Source organism: Tsuneonella sp. CC-YZS046 (assembly GCF_035581365.1).
Taxonomy (GTDB): Bacteria; Pseudomonadota; Alphaproteobacteria; order Sphingomonadales; family Sphingomonadaceae; genus JAWKXU01.
Genome location: NZ_CP141590.1, coordinates 1,153,405 through 1,167,131, shown reverse-complemented (window position 1 = coordinate 1,167,131; position 13,727 = coordinate 1,153,405). Strand labels below are relative to the sequence as shown.

The following is a 13,727-nucleotide window of genomic DNA, read 5'->3' as shown; positions in this document are numbered from 1 at the left end:
TTCGTTAACCATCGAATCCAAGGGAAACAGCACATTGGCATGGTGCTTGCGTTAAATGGCGTAAACTATCCAGCAACAGAGGAATTACGCCCATGCTTCGCAAAGCTTTCATCGCAACCGCGGTTCTGACCAGCCTCACGATTGCCGCTCCGGCATCTGCCGGCGGATGGGGCGGCAGCACTTCCGGCGGCTGGTGCGGCAAGAAGTGCGGCGGTTCCTCCACGACCAGCTCGGGCGGCTCCACCACTTCGGGCGGTTCGACCACTTCGGGCGGCACGCAGGTGCCTGAGCCCGGAATGCTCGGCATTGCCGGCGCGGGCCTGATCGGCCTTGGCCTGATGCGCCGCCGCCGCGCCAGCAAGGACTGAACTCTCCGCACGGCAGCCGGCACCGTCCGGCTGAATCCGTGAGAGGCGCCCTTCCCGGTCGGGAGGGGCGCTTTCTCATGCGCGCGCAATCCGGCCACCCCATTGCGGTTTGCGTGTTCAGGCCTTAAGGCCCGCGGCCTGTCATTCATGCGGAGTTTTCGATGGGTTTCCGTTGCGGGATCGTGGGCCTGCCCAATGTGGGCAAATCGACGTTGTTCAATGCTCTCACGGAGACGCAGGCGGCGCAGGCCGCGAATTATCCCTTCTGCACGATCGAGCCGAATGTAGGGCAGGTCGCCGTGCCGGACCCGCGCCTGGAAAAGCTGGCAAGCATTGCCGGTTCGGGCAAGATCATCCCCACCCAGCTCGCCTTCGTCGACATTGCCGGGCTGGTCAAAGGCGCCTCCAAGGGCGAAGGGCTGGGCAACCAGTTCCTCGGCAATATCCGGGAAGTGGATGCCATCGTCCACGTCCTGCGCTGTTTCGAGGATGACGACATCCAGCATGTCGCCAACAAGGTCGATCCCATCGCGGATGCCGAAGTGGTCGAGACGGAGCTGATGCTGGCCGACCTCGAAAGCCTTGAGAAGCGCGTTCCGGCGGCGGCGAAGCGCGCGACCGGGGGCGACAAGGAAGCCAGGCTCGCGGCCAGCGTGCTGGGCCAGGCGCTGGACCTGCTCCGCGAAGGCAAGCCCGCCCGCCTGACAGAGCCGAAGGACGACGAGGAAGCGCGCATCTTCGCGCAGGCCCAATTGCTCACCGCGAAGCCGGTCCTCTATGTCTGCAACGTGGCCGAGGAAGATGCCGCCACCGGCAATGAACTCTCGGCCAAGGTGTTCGAGAAGGCCAGCGCGGAAGGGGCGCAGGCGGTGGTCGTGTCCGCCGCGATCGAGGCCGAGCTGGTCGGGATGGACCCGGAAGAGCGCGCCGAATACCTCAACGAGCTGGGCCTGGCGGAAACCGGCCTCGCCCGCGTGATCCGCGCCGGTTACGAGCTGCTTGGATTGCAGACCTTTTTCACCATCGGCCCCAAGGAAGCCCGCGCCTGGACATTCCATACCGGCGCCAAGGCTCCGCAGGCCGCCGGGGAGATCCATACCGATTTCGAAAAGGGCTTCATCCGCGCCGAAACCATCGCCTATGACGATTATGTAACTCTTGGCGGAGAAGCTGCCGCTCGCGAGGCGGGCAAGCTGCGCCAGGAAGGCAAGGAATACCAAGTGCAGGACGGCGATGTCCTGCATTTCAAATTCAACGTCTGATCGAGGGCTTCGGCGGATGCGCTATTTCGAGGACATGGTGGTCGGGGAGATCAGGCGCTTCGGCAATTATCACGTCACGCGCGAGGAAGTCCTCGATTTCGCCTCGCGCTACGATCCCCAGCCCTTCCACCTTTCGGATGAAGCCGCGGCCAGGACCCATTTCGGCAAGCTCGCGGCAAGCGGGTGGCATACCTGCGCCATGACGATGTCGATGATGGTCGGCGATTTCGAGGATGACCAGCAGGCCGGGCTGGGTTCGCCGGGGGTCGATGAACTGCGCTTCCTCAAGCCGGTATTCCCGGGAGATACGCTGCGCTGCGAATCCGAGCTGCTGAACAAGCAGCTCAGCCGCTCGCGCCCGAACCGGGGAAGCCTGTGGACCCAGATCAGGACCTTCAACCAGAATGACGAGATGGTGCTGCGCTTCATCGGAATCTCGATGATCCAGGCGCGGGGCGAATAGGCGAGGCTTATTCGAACGCCTCGATGATCGGGCAAGGCCCTGCCCCGCCCCTGGAACATTCCCGCGCCAGCCTGTCGAGAGATTGCCGCGCCTGCTGAAGCTCCGCGATCTGCCTGTCGAGCGAGGCGATGCGCTGCCGCGCCAGTTCCCGGGCGCGTTCCCGCTCGCTGGTGGCATCGAGTTCCAGCAGTTCGGAAATTTCCCTGAGCGCGAAACCGGCCTTCTGGGCCGATCTGATGAAGCGCAGCCGCCTGATGTCGTCCTGCCCATAGTGCCGGGTGCCGGGCGAGCGCCCTTGCCGGGAAGGATGCGGATCGAACAGCAGTCCCTTTCGTTGGTAGAACCGGATCGTTTCCACGCCCACGCCGGCGGTGCGGGCCAGTTCGGAAATTGTCACCGCCACAGCTTGACTCCGTACTATGGTACGGAAGCTATCTAGCCGGTCATTATGGATAACCAAGCACGAAAACCCACGGCCGAACTTTATCGCATGGCGATGGACAAGCATGTCTGCCCCTACGGCCTGAAATCCAGATATCTGCTCCAACGGCAGGGCTATCGCGTCGAAGACCATCATCTGACCACGCGGGAACAGACCGACGCCTTCAAGCAGGAGTACGGCGTCGCCACCACGCCGCAGACCTTTATCGATGGCAAGCGGATTGGCGGATACGACGCGCTGAGGGAATATTTCGGCGGCAAGGCGAAAGATCTGGACGCCACCAGCTATAAGCCTGTCATTGCGGTATTCGCCATGGCCGCGGGTCTGGCGCTGGCAATAAGCTGGTTCGCTTTCGCCAATCCCTTCACGATACGCGCGGCGGAATGGTTCCTCGCCTTCTCCATGGCGATGCTGGCCATGCTCAAGCTGCAGGACGTCGAGCAGTTCTCGACCATGTTCCTGGGCTACGATCTGCTGGCCCGGAGGTGGGTGCCCTATGCCAGCATCTATCCCTTCGCGGAGGGGCTGGCGGGCATCCTGATGGCAGGCCATGTCGCGACCTGGCTATCCGCGCCGATTTCCCTGTTTATCGGCACGGTGGGCGCGGTCAGCGTATTCTATGCGGTATATATCCAGAAGCGGGAGCTGAAATGCGCCTGCGTGGGGGGATCGGCCAAGGTTCCGCTCGGTTTCGTCTCCCTGACCGAGAACCTGGCCATGATCGGCATGGGCCTGTGGATGGGTGGAAACTACCTGTCTCAGCTGCCGCACTGAAAAGTGCCGAAGGATTCGTAGATCGACCGATCATAGGGGTCCAGCAAGGTCATCCTTCCGGACCATTGGGTCGCTTCGGAGCCCAGTGGCTTGCCGTCGCTGTCGTCCTTGGCGAATTTCAGGACATATTTCTTGCCGTCATATTTCGCCCAGGTGCCGAATGGCATCTGGTCGCCGCCCTTGTCGGCGGCCAATCGCTCCATCTTCGCATTCAGCTTGACGAAGGCCGCGCCGGGCAGGCCCACCGCAACCGGATTGCGCTGCCCGGTGGGGATGAAGTTGCAACTGACGCCCATCAGATCGCGATCCTCGAAGTCCGGGTCGGTGATCTCTTCAGGCGTCACCGGCTCGCGCGGCGGGTCGATCTTCTGCGCCGCCTCGACCATCGCGATGTCGCGCAAATCCTGCGCTTCCTTTTCCTGGGCATTGGGGCGTTCGCCGCCGCATGCCCCGGTCAAAAGCAGGAGAGAAAGAGCCACTCGCTTCATCAGTGCCGCCCAAACAGCTTTTCCACGTCCGCCATCGACAGCTTGATCCAGGTCGGGCGGCCATGGTTGCACTGCCCCGAACGCGGGGTTCGCTCCATCTCCCGCAGCAGTGCGTTCATCTCCACAACGGACAGCACCCTGCCCGCACGCACGGAACCGTGACAAGCCATCGTCGCAAGCACATGCTCGATCTTCTCGCCCAGCAAGAGCGGTGCGCCATTCTGTGCCAGATCGTCGGCAATATCCCGCAGCAGCGCCTGCGGATCGGCCGTTTTCAGGACGGAAGGCATGGCCCGGACCAGCATGGCGTCGGGGCCGAACCGCTCTATCATCAGGCCCAGCCCGGCAAAGCTCGCCGCGTTTTCCTCTAGCCGGTCGCACGATGGCTCATCCAGCTCGACCACTTCCGGGGAAAGCAGGGCCTGGCTGGCGGCGAGGGTTTCGCCGGTTCCGGCCGCGCGCAGGCGTTCCAGCACCAGGCGTTCATGGGCGGCGTGCTGGTCGACGATCACGAGGCCGTCGGATGCTTCGGCCACGATATAGGTCTGGGCGACCTGCCCGCGCGCGATGCCGAGCGGAAACTCCGCCTCCGGTGAAGCCGGTTCCTCCGCCACTTCCGCCCGCCCCTGCGGATCGGCCATGACCGCCTGCTCGTAGCCTTTCCAGGCCCTTCCCGCTTCGCTCACCCGATTGGCCGGTGGCGACCAGTCCCGCCCGGAAAAGAGCGAGGCCAGCGCCGGAGCGGGCTTCTCGGCAAGGGATTGTGGCTCGACCTGCCAGCGGCTCATCGCATCCGCGGCGGGCGCCTGCGTGCTGCGCCGGTCCCCGGTAGACAGGGCGTGGCGCAGGCCCGAGACGATGAAGCCGCGAACCGCCACGGCATCGCGGAAGCGAACCTCGGTCTTGGCCGGATGGACATTGATGTCGACGTCTTCCGCCGGAAGATCGAGAAACAGGGCGAGCACGGCATGGCGATCCCGCGCCAGCATGTCGGCATAGGCCCCGCGCACCGCCCCCGCGAGCAGGCGGTCCTTCACCGGCCGGCCATTGACGAAGAGATACTGATGATCGGCGACACCGCGATTGTAGGTCGGCAGGCCCGCGATCCCGCGCAATTGCATCGCTTCGCGTTCCAGCGAAATCGAAACGCCGTTGTCGGCGAGTTCGCGCGCGACGATCTGCGCGACGCGGGACTCCAGCCGGTCTTCGCCCTGGAGCCGGAATATCTGGCGTCCGTCATGTTCGAGGCTGAACCCGATATCGGGCCGCGCCATGGCAAGCCTGCGCATAATGTCCAGGCATGCCGCATATTCCGCGCGGGGCGAGCGCAGAAACTTGCGCCGGGCTGGGATGTTCGCGAACAGGCGTTCCACCCGCACCCTAGTGCCCGGCGGCAGCGCGGCTGGTCCCTCTTCCGTCAGGCTGCCATGGTCGACGACACGTTTCCAGCCTTGCTCCGCGCCGCGAACCCGGCTTTCGAGGCTGAGCCTTGCAACGCTGGCGATGGAGGGAAGCGCCTCGCCGCGAAAGCCCAGCGTGGCGACGCGTTCGATGGCACCTTCCTGCCCGACCAGGCTTTCGGGCAGCTTCGAGGTGGCGTGACGTTCCAGCGCGAGGGCCATTTCCTGCGGGTCCATGCCGCAGCCGTCATCCGTCACTTCGATCCGCCCCAGGCCGCCCTCGGCCAGCGACACCGCTATGCGAGTCGCATCGGCGTCGATTGCGTTCTCGACGATTTCCTTGAGCGCCGAGGCAGGCCGCTCGACCACTTCGCCCGCCGCGATTCGGTTTATGAGGTGTTCGGGCAGGCGCCGGATCGTAGGCATGGCCGGATCGTAACGGCGAAAGACGGACAATTCGAGATGAGTAGTGCAAAAGCTGTGGTTTACTGGCACAATTTTTTGGCCTTTACGCGAGCCTTGGGTTAAGGAGCCGCCCTTGTCCTCTCCCCATTTCCGCGCCGTGCCCTGCGGCGGCGGTCATCACACGGAATGCTAGATGAGTTGGTTCCTGTCCAATTTCTTCAAGTTCGGGTCGCAGAATATGGCGATCGACCTGGGCACCGCAAATACGCTGGTCTATGTTCAGGATCGCGGCATTGTGCTGAACGAACCTTCGGTCGTCGCGATCGAGACTATCAACGGCATCAAGAAGGTGAAGGCCGTTGGCGACGATGCCAAGATGATGATGGGCAAGACTCCGGACAGCATCGAAGCCATTCGCCCGCTGCGCGACGGGGTGATCGCCGACATCGAAATCGCGGAAGAGATGATAAAGCACTTCATCCGCAAGGTGCATGGCAAGCGCAGCCTGTTCCGCTATCCGGAAATCGTGATCTGCGTGCCCTCCGGCTCCACTTCGGTGGAGCGCCGCGCGATCCGCGACGCCGCTTCCAACGCCGGCGCCAGCCAGGTGTTTCTCATTCTTGAGCCGATGGCCGCTGCGATCGGCGCCGACATGCCGGTGACGGAGCCGGTAGGCTCCATGGTGGTCGATATCGGCGGCGGCACGACCGAAGTCGCCGTGCTTTCGCTGCGCGGCCTCGCCTATACCACGAGCGTGCGCACCGGCGGGGACAAGATGGACGAAGCCATCGTCAGCTATGTGCGCCGGCACCATAATCTGCTGATCGGGGATTCCACGGCGGAACGGATCAAGAAGGATTACGGCACCGCGATCCGGCCCGCCGACGACATCGGCGAACTGATCACCATCAAGGGGCGCGACCTTGTCAATGGCGTGCCCAAGGAAATCACGATCAACCAGGCCCATGTGGCGGAAGCCTTGTCCGAGCCGATCGGCGCCATCGTCGAAGGCGTTCGCATCGCCCTCGAAAACACTGCGCCGGAACTGGCCGCCGACATCGTCGACCAGGGTATCGTGCTGACCGGCGGCGGCGCCCTGATCCAGGGGCTGGACGAGCATCTGCGCGAGGAAACCGGCCTGCCGGTGAGCGTGGCGGAAGATCCGCTTTCCTGCGTTGCGCTGGGCACTGGCCGGGCGATGGAAGATCCGATTTTCCGCGGCGTGTTGATGACCGCCTGAACGGCAACTTCCGGCGCGATGGCCGCGCCGGCCAGGAAGGGAGCAGGCGCGGATGGCGCCGCCGGCAAACCGACGCCCTGGCTTTTCGCGCAGGGCGCAATACAGCCTCTTTACCGGCTATGTGGTGGCCGCGCTTGGCGCTGTGCTCGGCGCGGGCTTGCTCATCCTTTCGCTCATCAAGCCCGATGCATTTGCGGGGTTGCGGGGCGCGGCAAGCGATGTGGCCGCGCCGGTGGGCGAAACCGGCGCCGTGGGCCGCACCGAAAGCCAGGGGATATTCGAATATCTGGCCGGTTATATCCGCGCTGGCAGCAAGAATGCGCAGTTGCGCGAAGAGATGGAACTCGCGCGCATCCGCCTGGCGGAAGCCCAGGCGATAGAGCAGGAAAACAAGCGGCTGAAGGCCTTGCTTGCGCTTGATGATGGCGGAACCCCGCCGGTGGCCCGGGCAAGGCTGATAGGTTCGACATCGTCCAGCACTCGCCGCATAGCCTATATCTCCGTCGGCGCGAACGACGGGATCAGGGTCGGCATGCCGGTCCGCTCGCCGCGTGGCCTGATCGGCCGGGTGCTCGAAACGGGTGCCGAAAGCGCCCGGGTGCTGCTCCTTACGGATGGCGAAAGCATTGTGCCAGTGCGCCGCGCGAAGGACAATGTCGTCGCCTTTGCCGAGGGGCGCTCGGACGGGACACTGAGGCTGCGCCTGGTCAATCTCGGAATAAATCCGCTCCAGCGTGGCGACGTGTTCGTCACCTCCGGCGCGGGCGGCCTGTTCCAGCCCGGCGTGGCGGTTGCGGTTGTCAGCGAAATTACCAAGGACGGCGCCATCGGCCGCCTGTTGAGCGATCCGGCCGCTACCGATTTCGTGGTGGTCGACCCGATCTGGCAGCCTGAGGCTGTCGCCGTTGCCAACGCGCCGCCCAAAGACCCGGCCCCATGATCGACGAATATAATCCTCGCGCGCGCCGCGATCCTTTCGGTTCCAAGATCAATCGGGACCACTCGCCGGTCATCGCCAGCTCGCTGCCATGGGTCACTATCATGCTCGGCTCCTTGTGCCCGATGCTGCCGATAATCCCGCCCGCGCCGCTGTTCCCCCCTGCCGGGTTCATGATGCTGCTGGGCTGGCGCCTGGTTCGCCCGGGCCTGCTGCCGCCCTGGGCCGGGTGCCTGCTGGGCGCCTTCGACGATCTGTTCAGCGGCCAGCCGTTCGGTTGCGCGATCCTGCTGTGGTCGCTTTCGCTGCTGGCTATCGAAGCGCTTGAAACACGCTTTCCGTGGCGCGGATTCATGCAGGACTGGCTGGTCGCCGCCCTGCTGATCGCAGCCTATCTGGTATCCGGCGCTATTCTGGCGGGCAACGGGAGCGCGGCGGAGCGCATCGTCGCCCTGCCGCCGCAACTCTTGCTGTCCGTGCTGCTTTTCCCCATCTTCGGGCGCATGGTATCCACCCTCGATCGCTTCCGCTTGAGACGTTTCAGGACAGTGCGCTGATGCGTGGCGGGTTCAAGCCGCAAATGACTGAAACCATGCTCCGGCACAGCTTCGACCGGCGCGCGGTGGTGATCGGTGCGATACAGGGCGGCGTAGGCGTGCTTTTGGCCGCGCGGATGACGTATCTCGCCGTGGCCGAGAACGAGAAATACAAGATGGAGGCGGAGAGCAACCGGGTGAACCTCACCCTGATTCCGCCGCGCCGGGGCTGGATACTCGATCGCAACGGCGCTCCTCTTGCATCCAACCGCGCGGATTTCCGCGTGGACGTCATCCCAGACCGGATGGTCGACCCGGAAAGAACGATCGACGAGCTGGGCAAGCTGCTCAACCTCACCCCGATCCAGATTCAGGATCTGAAGGACAAGATCGAGGATGCGCGCGGCTTTCAGCCCGTGGAAGTGGCGACAAGGCTGGATTGGGACAAGTTCGCCGCCATCAGCGTCCGCCTGCCCGACCTGCATGGCGTGGTGCCCCAGCGCGGCTATTCGCGCTATTATCCCACCGGCCCCGCGGTGGGCCATCTGATCGGATATGTCGGAACGGCTTCGGCCGAGGAATATGAGAAGGATCGCAATCCGCTGCTGATCACTCCCGGATACAAGATCGGCAAGGACGGTGTGGAAAAGCAGTTCGAGCAGCGGTTGCGCGGCGTTCCCGGGGCGCGGCGGGTGGAAGTCACGGCCTCCGGCCGTATCGTCAGAGACCTTGAGACGCGCGAGGATGTTCAGGGCAAGGCGGTAAAGCTCACTATCGACGGTCCCTTGCAGGATTACGCCGCGCGCAGGCTCGGCCTGGAATCAGGCTCGGTCGTGGTGATGGACTGCAAGACTGGCGACCTTCTCTGCATGGCATCCATGCCCAGCTTCGACCCGAACAGCTTTTCCGACGGCATTGGCCGCATCGAATGGAAGATGCTGTCGGATGACGATCATGTTCCGCTGCGCAACAAGGTTCTCAAGGGCCTCTATCCGCCCGGCTCGACCGTGAAGCCGATGGTGGCCATGTCATTCCTCGAAGCCGGGCTCGACCCTGAGGAAACCGCATTCTGCGGTGGCGGCTTGCGCGTCGGCAATCGCGTGTTCCATTGCTGGAACCGTCGCGGACATGGCCAGGTCAACATGTCCAAGGCTATCTATCAGAGCTGCGACGTCTATTTCTATCACTTCGCGCAGCGCCTTGGCATGGATGTCATCGCGCCGATGGCGAAGCGGTTGGGCATGGGGCAGGAATTTCCGCTGCCGGTGTTGAGCCAGTTTTACGGCACGGTCCCCGATCCGGCCTGGAAGCTGAAGAAATATGGCCGCGAATGGCAGACCTTCGATACGGTCAACGCGACGATCGGCCAGGGATATATGTTGTCCAATCCGCTCCAGCTTGCCGTGATGGCGGCCAGGTTGGCGACCGGCAACAAGCTTATGCCACGGCTGTCGTTCGATCCCGCCCCGCCCCGGATCGAATCGATGAATTTCCATGGCGATCATACGCTGATCATTCGTCAGGCGATGAGCGATGTGGTGAACGGGCCGGGAACGGCAAGGCGGGCGAAGCCCCCGTTGGACGATGTGCTGATGGCCGGGAAGACCGGAACCGCGCAGGTCGTTTCCCTGAGCGTCGCCAGCGGCAAGAGCGGGCCGTGGAAGTATCGCGATCACGGGCTTTTCATTTTCTTCGCGCCCTTCGACAATCCGCGATACGCCGGGGCGGTCGTGATCGAGCATGGCGGCGGCTCGGGCGCGGCCTATCCGATCGCGAGGGATGTCGTGACTTTCTTGTTCGATCCGGTGAAAGGCATGGAAGCGCTTTCCGCTCTGGAAAAAGGATGGGGCGGCACGCCGACGGAACGGATCGCCAAGAAATACGCGGTCTATGCCTCGACATATGGCGCCACCGTGCCGAAACCTCCCGCCGAAGCCGCGCCAATAGATGAAAGCACGCGATCGCAATCGGTCGATCGTCCGGTGCCCATAGTCACTGAAGCGGCGACTCCCGCGCCGGAACCGGTCGCTGCGCCATTATCTCCGGCGGGCGCGGCTCCAGCCGATTCCATTCCTTCGAGCGGCCCTGGTGCGCAGCCGCCGCAGGGGGGAACGGGTCAATGACTCCATCCTTCGTTCCTCCGGCCCTCACCCATATTCCGTGGCGGGTCATCGTTCCGATAACGCTGCTCGTCCTGTTCGGCTCTTCCGTGCTTTACTCCGCGGCGAGCGGGAACTTCCAGCCCTTCGCCAGCTCGCATCTGATCCGCTTCGCTATTTTCCTCGCGATGGCCCTGGTCATGTCGAGATTTCCCCAGGATCTCGTCAAGTGGTCCGCTTTCCCGGTATACGCCGGAGTGCTCGTGCTCCTGATGCTGGTGGAAGCCCTGGGCGCGATAGGGGGCGGCAGCCAGCGCTGGCTGGATCTCGGGTTTATCGTTCTGCAACCGTCGGAACTGATGAAGCCCGCAATCGTCCTTGTGCTTGCGCGCTTTTACGGCAGCTTGCCCGCGGGGCTTGTTTCGAGCTGGAGAGGGCTGCTGCCAGCCTGCCTGCTTATAGCGATTCCCGCCGGGCTGGTGCTAATCCAGCCCGATCTGGGGACGGGCCTCGCAATCAGTTTCGGCGGTCTGGTCATCATGTTCCTGGCGGGCCTGCCATTGCGCTGGTTCCTGCTCGGGGGGGGCGCGGCCACAGTGATTGCCCCGATCGCTTATTTCTTCGTCCTGCATGATTACCAGCGGCGGCGGGTTACGACCTTCCTCGATCCGGAAAGCGATCCGCTGGGCGCCGGCTATCACATCACCCAATCCAAGATCGCGATTGGCTCGGGGGGCTGGTTCGGCAAGGGTTTCGGCCACGGCTCACAGAGTCATCTGAACTATCTGCCGGAGCCGCATACAGACTTCGTGTTCGCCACGATGGCTGAGGAATGGGGCTTGCTCGGCGGCTTCTTCGTTCTCATCGTATTCGGCATCGTGCTGAGTTGGGGGATGCAGGTCGCGCTTCGATCGCGCGATCGTTTCGCGCGGTTGCTGGCCGCCGGGATGACGGCCACGATCTTCTTTTACGTGGCCATCAACCTGATGATGGTGATGGGCCTCGCCCCGGTCGTCGGCATTCCGTTGCCCTTCATGAGCCACGGTGGGTCCTCCATGATGACCAACATGATCTGCGTCGGCACATTGATGATGATCGATCGATGGAACCGGAAAGCGCCCAGCACCCTGAATTGATCGAAAAATTGCCCAACACCCCCTTCCCTCACGCGCCGCAATCGCTATAGGGAGCGCTCCCGACGATTCGGGATCGCGGCAAGCCGCAGTGTGGACGCATAGCTCAGTTGGTAGAGCAGCTGACTCTTAATCAGCGGGTCCTAGGTTCGAGCCCTAGTGCGTCCACCATTTTTCAATGACTTAGCCAAGCGACCGCATCGCTTCCATGCAGCGGCGATCAGGCGCGCAGCAGATGCAAGATGAGCGGCGTCGCAATGCTCAGCAGAGATGCCACTGTCAGCGCAACGATCAGCATCGGCCTTAGCCGCAGATACGCCGGCAAAGCGACTGACAGCCCCAGGATCAGTGCCGCCAGGCCCCAGAAGATCGTAATGAGCGGAGCGCCATTGCCCAATATCAGCCTTGCCAGGAAGGTCGCCGCCAGCACCAGCGGAATACCCCAGACGACCCCGTGCCAGGCATTGCGGAGGCGGAAATTGTCCAGCCCGCGCCGCTGCCGTTTGCCGAGCCAGATCGAGGTTCCTGTCGCGACGACGGTTGTGAGCGCCAGCCCGAGCAGGAAATATGCGATCTTCACCGGAAGCCCTGCATAATTTCCGAAATGGAGCTTGTAGACCGACGCGGCAAATTGCTGGCCAGTTTCGCCATCGGACAGGCCAGCCTTGCCCTGGAACCGGCCTGCGGCATCAAAAAAGTAACTCTCGCCGAAAATCAGGCGGCGCGGATGGTGAGCGATGACCTGAACATGCTGACCTGCGGTCAAGGGGTCGTGAATGATGACGTAATAAGGCTCCACGCCCGGAAAATCGCTGACCATATGGCGCAGCGCCGCGGCAGTATCGGGGATGCCGGCCGGCGTGGAATCCGGCTCCGCCTCCGCGCCGAAGATCGGCGCATAGGCTGCCTCGATATCCCCATTGTAGAAAGCCGTGGCAAGCCCGAAGCCAGCTATATTCGCCAGCCCGATCATCGCTCCGGTAAGCGCGATGGCAAGCGCGAACGGCAAGGTCCACACTCCCAGCCGGTTATGCCAATCGGCAAGCCCCGCCCCGCCTATGCCGCGGGCTCTCAACCGGAACGCATCCCGAAAGATCCGCGGGTGCGCGATCACGCCGGAGATGGAAAGCGCGACGATCATCACGCCAAGGATGCCGACGAGAGTCATCCCGACGATGGCGGGCAGGTTCAGCTCGTAATGGAGACTCAGCAGGAATTCCGACCAGCTGTTTTCCTCCGGGCCTGCGATAGCCCCGTTCCGGTCGATATGGAAAGCCTGGCTGTCAGTGGTAACGGTGAGGCGAGGCAGCGCCTTCACCGGCAAATGCACGAACAGGTGGGTTGTTCGCGGCTTGCCTTTCTCGGCATCGAGCACGTTTGTGGCGGCTTTCTGAACTACATCCGGGGCCACCGCCGCCATTTCCGGAGCGGATGGCTGTTCGACCCGCTGCCATTCTTCATAGAATACAATCAATGTGCCGGTCAGGCAGACCAGATAGAGGAATGCGCCTGCGAGCAGGCCGATCGCCGCATGGGCCGAAAGCGCCTTGCGCACGGTGGGCTTTCCGATGGCGAGGTTCATGCCACGCTTCCCAGCCAGAGGATGCCCGCGCCAATCGTTGCAGGAACGATCAGCAATATCGCCTGAAACCGCCTGCGAGATGTCATCAGCAATGCAAATGCCAATATCGCCCAGCACACAGGGAGCAGGAAGATGGCCAGCACATTTGCATTGGCTTCGTGCCAGCCCGACCAGCCTGCCACTGCCCTTCCCGCAAGCGCGATCAGCAGGGCTGCGGCCATGGCCAGCGGAACGGCAAGGAGAAAGGTGAATATACGGCGGCCGATGAACAGGGACCCGGCGCCATCCGGCAATATATTGGCCCGCCTTTCAGAAGGCCTGTCCTTGCCGGGTTTCGATGTGACGATTGCCGGCGCAAGCATGGCGAAGGCGGCGCCCATTGCCGAAAGGCTGACAATCGAAAGACCCCAAGCGCCGTTTGCCCAAGCCCCCAGGACAAGACCGGCCGCCACCAAGGCCCAGGCTGCGAACAGCAATGGCGCGGAACGCAGCGGACGCCCCCAGGCAACCCGGAGCAGCGTGACTCCCGCCACGGCTGCCAGCGAGCCAGACAAGACAATGGCGGAGAAAACATTCATCGGAAGCGATAGGTCATGAC

At 63.2% G+C, this 13,727-nt stretch carries 14 protein-coding genes and 1 tRNA gene; 10 read left to right on the top strand and 5 right to left on the bottom strand.

The features are described from left to right. Positions 1-92: 92 nt before the first annotated feature. From U8326_RS05845 to U8326_RS05835, 3 genes are all read left to right on the top strand, one after another. Complete coding sequence (locus tag U8326_RS05845; RefSeq protein ID WP_324742908.1) at positions 93-368, top strand: PEP-CTERM sorting domain-containing protein; 276 nt, start codon at positions 93-95, stop codon at positions 366-368. A 161-nt stretch (positions 369-529) separates the two neighbouring features. Next, entirely contained in the window at positions 530-1,630 is a 1,101-nt protein-coding gene (ychF, locus tag U8326_RS05840; RefSeq protein ID WP_324742907.1) for a redox-regulated ATPase YchF, read from the top strand. A 16-nt stretch (positions 1,631-1,646) separates the two neighbouring features. Further along, entirely contained in the window at positions 1,647-2,093 is a 447-nt protein-coding gene (locus U8326_RS05835; RefSeq protein ID WP_324742906.1) for a MaoC family dehydratase, read from the top strand. A 7-nt stretch (positions 2,094-2,100) separates the two neighbouring features. On the opposite strand, the gene U8326_RS05830 is transcribed toward U8326_RS05835, so the two are convergent. After that, entirely contained in the window at positions 2,101-2,496 is a 396-nt protein-coding gene (locus U8326_RS05830) for a MerR family transcriptional regulator (RefSeq protein WP_324742905.1), read from the bottom strand. Positions 2,497-2,541: 45 nt separating this feature from the next. Between U8326_RS05830 and U8326_RS05825 the strand changes: the two genes are divergently transcribed. After that, complete coding sequence (locus U8326_RS05825; protein WP_324742904.1) at positions 2,542-3,309, top strand: MauE/DoxX family redox-associated membrane protein; 768 nt, start codon at positions 2,542-2,544, stop codon at positions 3,307-3,309. On the opposite strand, the gene U8326_RS05820 is transcribed toward U8326_RS05825, so the two are convergent. Further along, positions 3,294-3,797, bottom strand: a complete 504-nt coding sequence (locus tag U8326_RS05820; protein ID WP_324742903.1) for a hypothetical protein — start codon at positions 3,795-3,797, stop codon at positions 3,294-3,296. The genes U8326_RS05825 and U8326_RS05820 overlap by 16 nt on opposite strands. Then, positions 3,797-5,623 carry a DNA mismatch repair endonuclease MutL gene (gene mutL / locus U8326_RS05815; RefSeq protein ID WP_324742901.1) on the bottom strand — a complete coding sequence of 609 codons (1,827 nt, stop codon included), beginning with the start codon at positions 5,621-5,623 and terminating at the stop codon, positions 3,797-3,799. The genes U8326_RS05820 and mutL overlap by 1 nt, the downstream gene beginning before the upstream one ends. Before the next feature lie 172 nt (positions 5,624-5,795). Here mutL and U8326_RS05810 point away from each other — a divergent pair, with 172 nt between their 5' ends. The 6 genes from U8326_RS05810 (at position 5,796) to U8326_RS05785 (ending at position 11,718) form a co-directional block, all read left to right on the top strand. Beyond that, positions 5,796-6,842: a rod shape-determining protein gene (locus U8326_RS05810; protein WP_324742900.1), complete on the top strand. Its 1,047-nt coding sequence runs from the start codon at positions 5,796-5,798 to the stop codon at positions 6,840-6,842. A gap of 52 nt (positions 6,843-6,894) precedes the next feature. Next, positions 6,895-7,782 carry a rod shape-determining protein MreC gene (mreC, locus tag U8326_RS05805; protein WP_324742899.1) on the top strand — a complete coding sequence of 296 codons (888 nt, stop codon included), beginning with the start codon at positions 6,895-6,897 and terminating at the stop codon, positions 7,780-7,782. After that, positions 7,779-8,336 (top strand): rod shape-determining protein MreD, encoded by a 558-nt coding sequence (gene mreD / locus U8326_RS05800; RefSeq protein WP_324742897.1) that lies wholly within the window; start codon positions 7,779-7,781, stop codon positions 8,334-8,336. Before mreC ends, mreD begins: the two co-directional genes overlap by 4 nt. Continuing rightward, the gene (gene mrdA / locus U8326_RS05795; protein ID WP_324742896.1) at positions 8,336-10,438 is read left to right on the top strand and encodes a penicillin-binding protein 2; all 2,103 of its coding nucleotides are present in this window, start codon (positions 8,336-8,338) and stop codon (positions 10,436-10,438) included. Before mreD ends, mrdA begins: the two co-directional genes overlap by 1 nt. After that, the gene (gene rodA / locus U8326_RS05790; protein ID WP_324742895.1) at positions 10,435-11,550 is read left to right on the top strand and encodes a rod shape-determining protein RodA; all 1,116 of its coding nucleotides are present in this window, start codon (positions 10,435-10,437) and stop codon (positions 11,548-11,550) included. Before mrdA ends, rodA begins: the two co-directional genes overlap by 4 nt. Positions 11,551-11,642: 92 nt before the next feature. Beyond that, positions 11,643-11,718 (top strand) — tRNA-Lys (locus U8326_RS05785). Positions 11,719-11,767: 49 nt separating this feature from the next. Here the strand turns inward: U8326_RS05785 and U8326_RS05780 are convergent. Both U8326_RS05780 and U8326_RS05775 read right to left on the bottom strand, forming a co-directional pair. After that, on the bottom strand, positions 11,768-13,129 hold the full coding sequence (locus tag U8326_RS05780) for a PepSY-associated TM helix domain-containing protein (protein ID WP_324742893.1): 1,362 nt from the start codon (positions 13,127-13,129) through the stop codon (positions 11,768-11,770). Then, complete coding sequence (locus U8326_RS05775; RefSeq protein WP_324742892.1) at positions 13,126-13,707, bottom strand: hypothetical protein; 582 nt, start codon at positions 13,705-13,707, stop codon at positions 13,126-13,128. Before U8326_RS05775 ends, U8326_RS05780 begins: the two co-directional genes overlap by 4 nt. Positions 13,708-13,727: the final 20 nt, after the last annotated feature.

Excerpts from the sequence above, each read along its gene's own strand:
- mreC (WP_324742899.1), top strand. The coding sequence starts at position 6,895 with ATGGCGCCGCCGGCAAACCGACGCCCTGGCTTTTCGCGCAGGGCGCAA.
- U8326_RS05780 (WP_324742893.1), bottom strand. The coding sequence starts at position 13,129 with ATGAACCTCGCCATCGGAAAGCCCACCGTGCGCAAGGCGCTTTCGGCC.
- U8326_RS05820 (WP_324742903.1), bottom strand. The coding sequence starts at position 3,797 with ATGAAGCGAGTGGCTCTTTCTCTCCTGCTTTTGACCGGGGCATGCGGC.
- U8326_RS05835 (WP_324742906.1), top strand. The coding sequence starts at position 1,647 with ATGCGCTATTTCGAGGACATGGTGGTCGGGGAGATCAGGCGCTTCGGC.
- U8326_RS05775 (WP_324742892.1), bottom strand. The coding sequence starts at position 13,707 with ATGAATGTTTTCTCCGCCATTGTCTTGTCTGGCTCGCTGGCAGCCGTG.
- ychF (WP_324742907.1), top strand. The coding sequence starts at position 530 with ATGGGTTTCCGTTGCGGGATCGTGGGCCTGCCCAATGTGGGCAAATCG.
- U8326_RS05810 (WP_324742900.1), top strand. The coding sequence starts at position 5,796 with ATGAGTTGGTTCCTGTCCAATTTCTTCAAGTTCGGGTCGCAGAATATG.
- mutL (WP_324742901.1), bottom strand. The coding sequence starts at position 5,623 with ATGCCTACGATCCGGCGCCTGCCCGAACACCTCATAAACCGAATCGCG.
- U8326_RS05845 (WP_324742908.1), top strand. The coding sequence starts at position 93 with ATGCTTCGCAAAGCTTTCATCGCAACCGCGGTTCTGACCAGCCTCACG.
- mrdA (WP_324742896.1), top strand. The coding sequence starts at position 8,336 with ATGCGTGGCGGGTTCAAGCCGCAAATGACTGAAACCATGCTCCGGCAC.
- rodA (WP_324742895.1), top strand. The coding sequence starts at position 10,435 with ATGACTCCATCCTTCGTTCCTCCGGCCCTCACCCATATTCCGTGGCGG.
- U8326_RS05825 (WP_324742904.1), top strand. The coding sequence starts at position 2,542 with ATGGATAACCAAGCACGAAAACCCACGGCCGAACTTTATCGCATGGCG.
- mreD (WP_324742897.1), top strand. The coding sequence starts at position 7,779 with ATGATCGACGAATATAATCCTCGCGCGCGCCGCGATCCTTTCGGTTCC.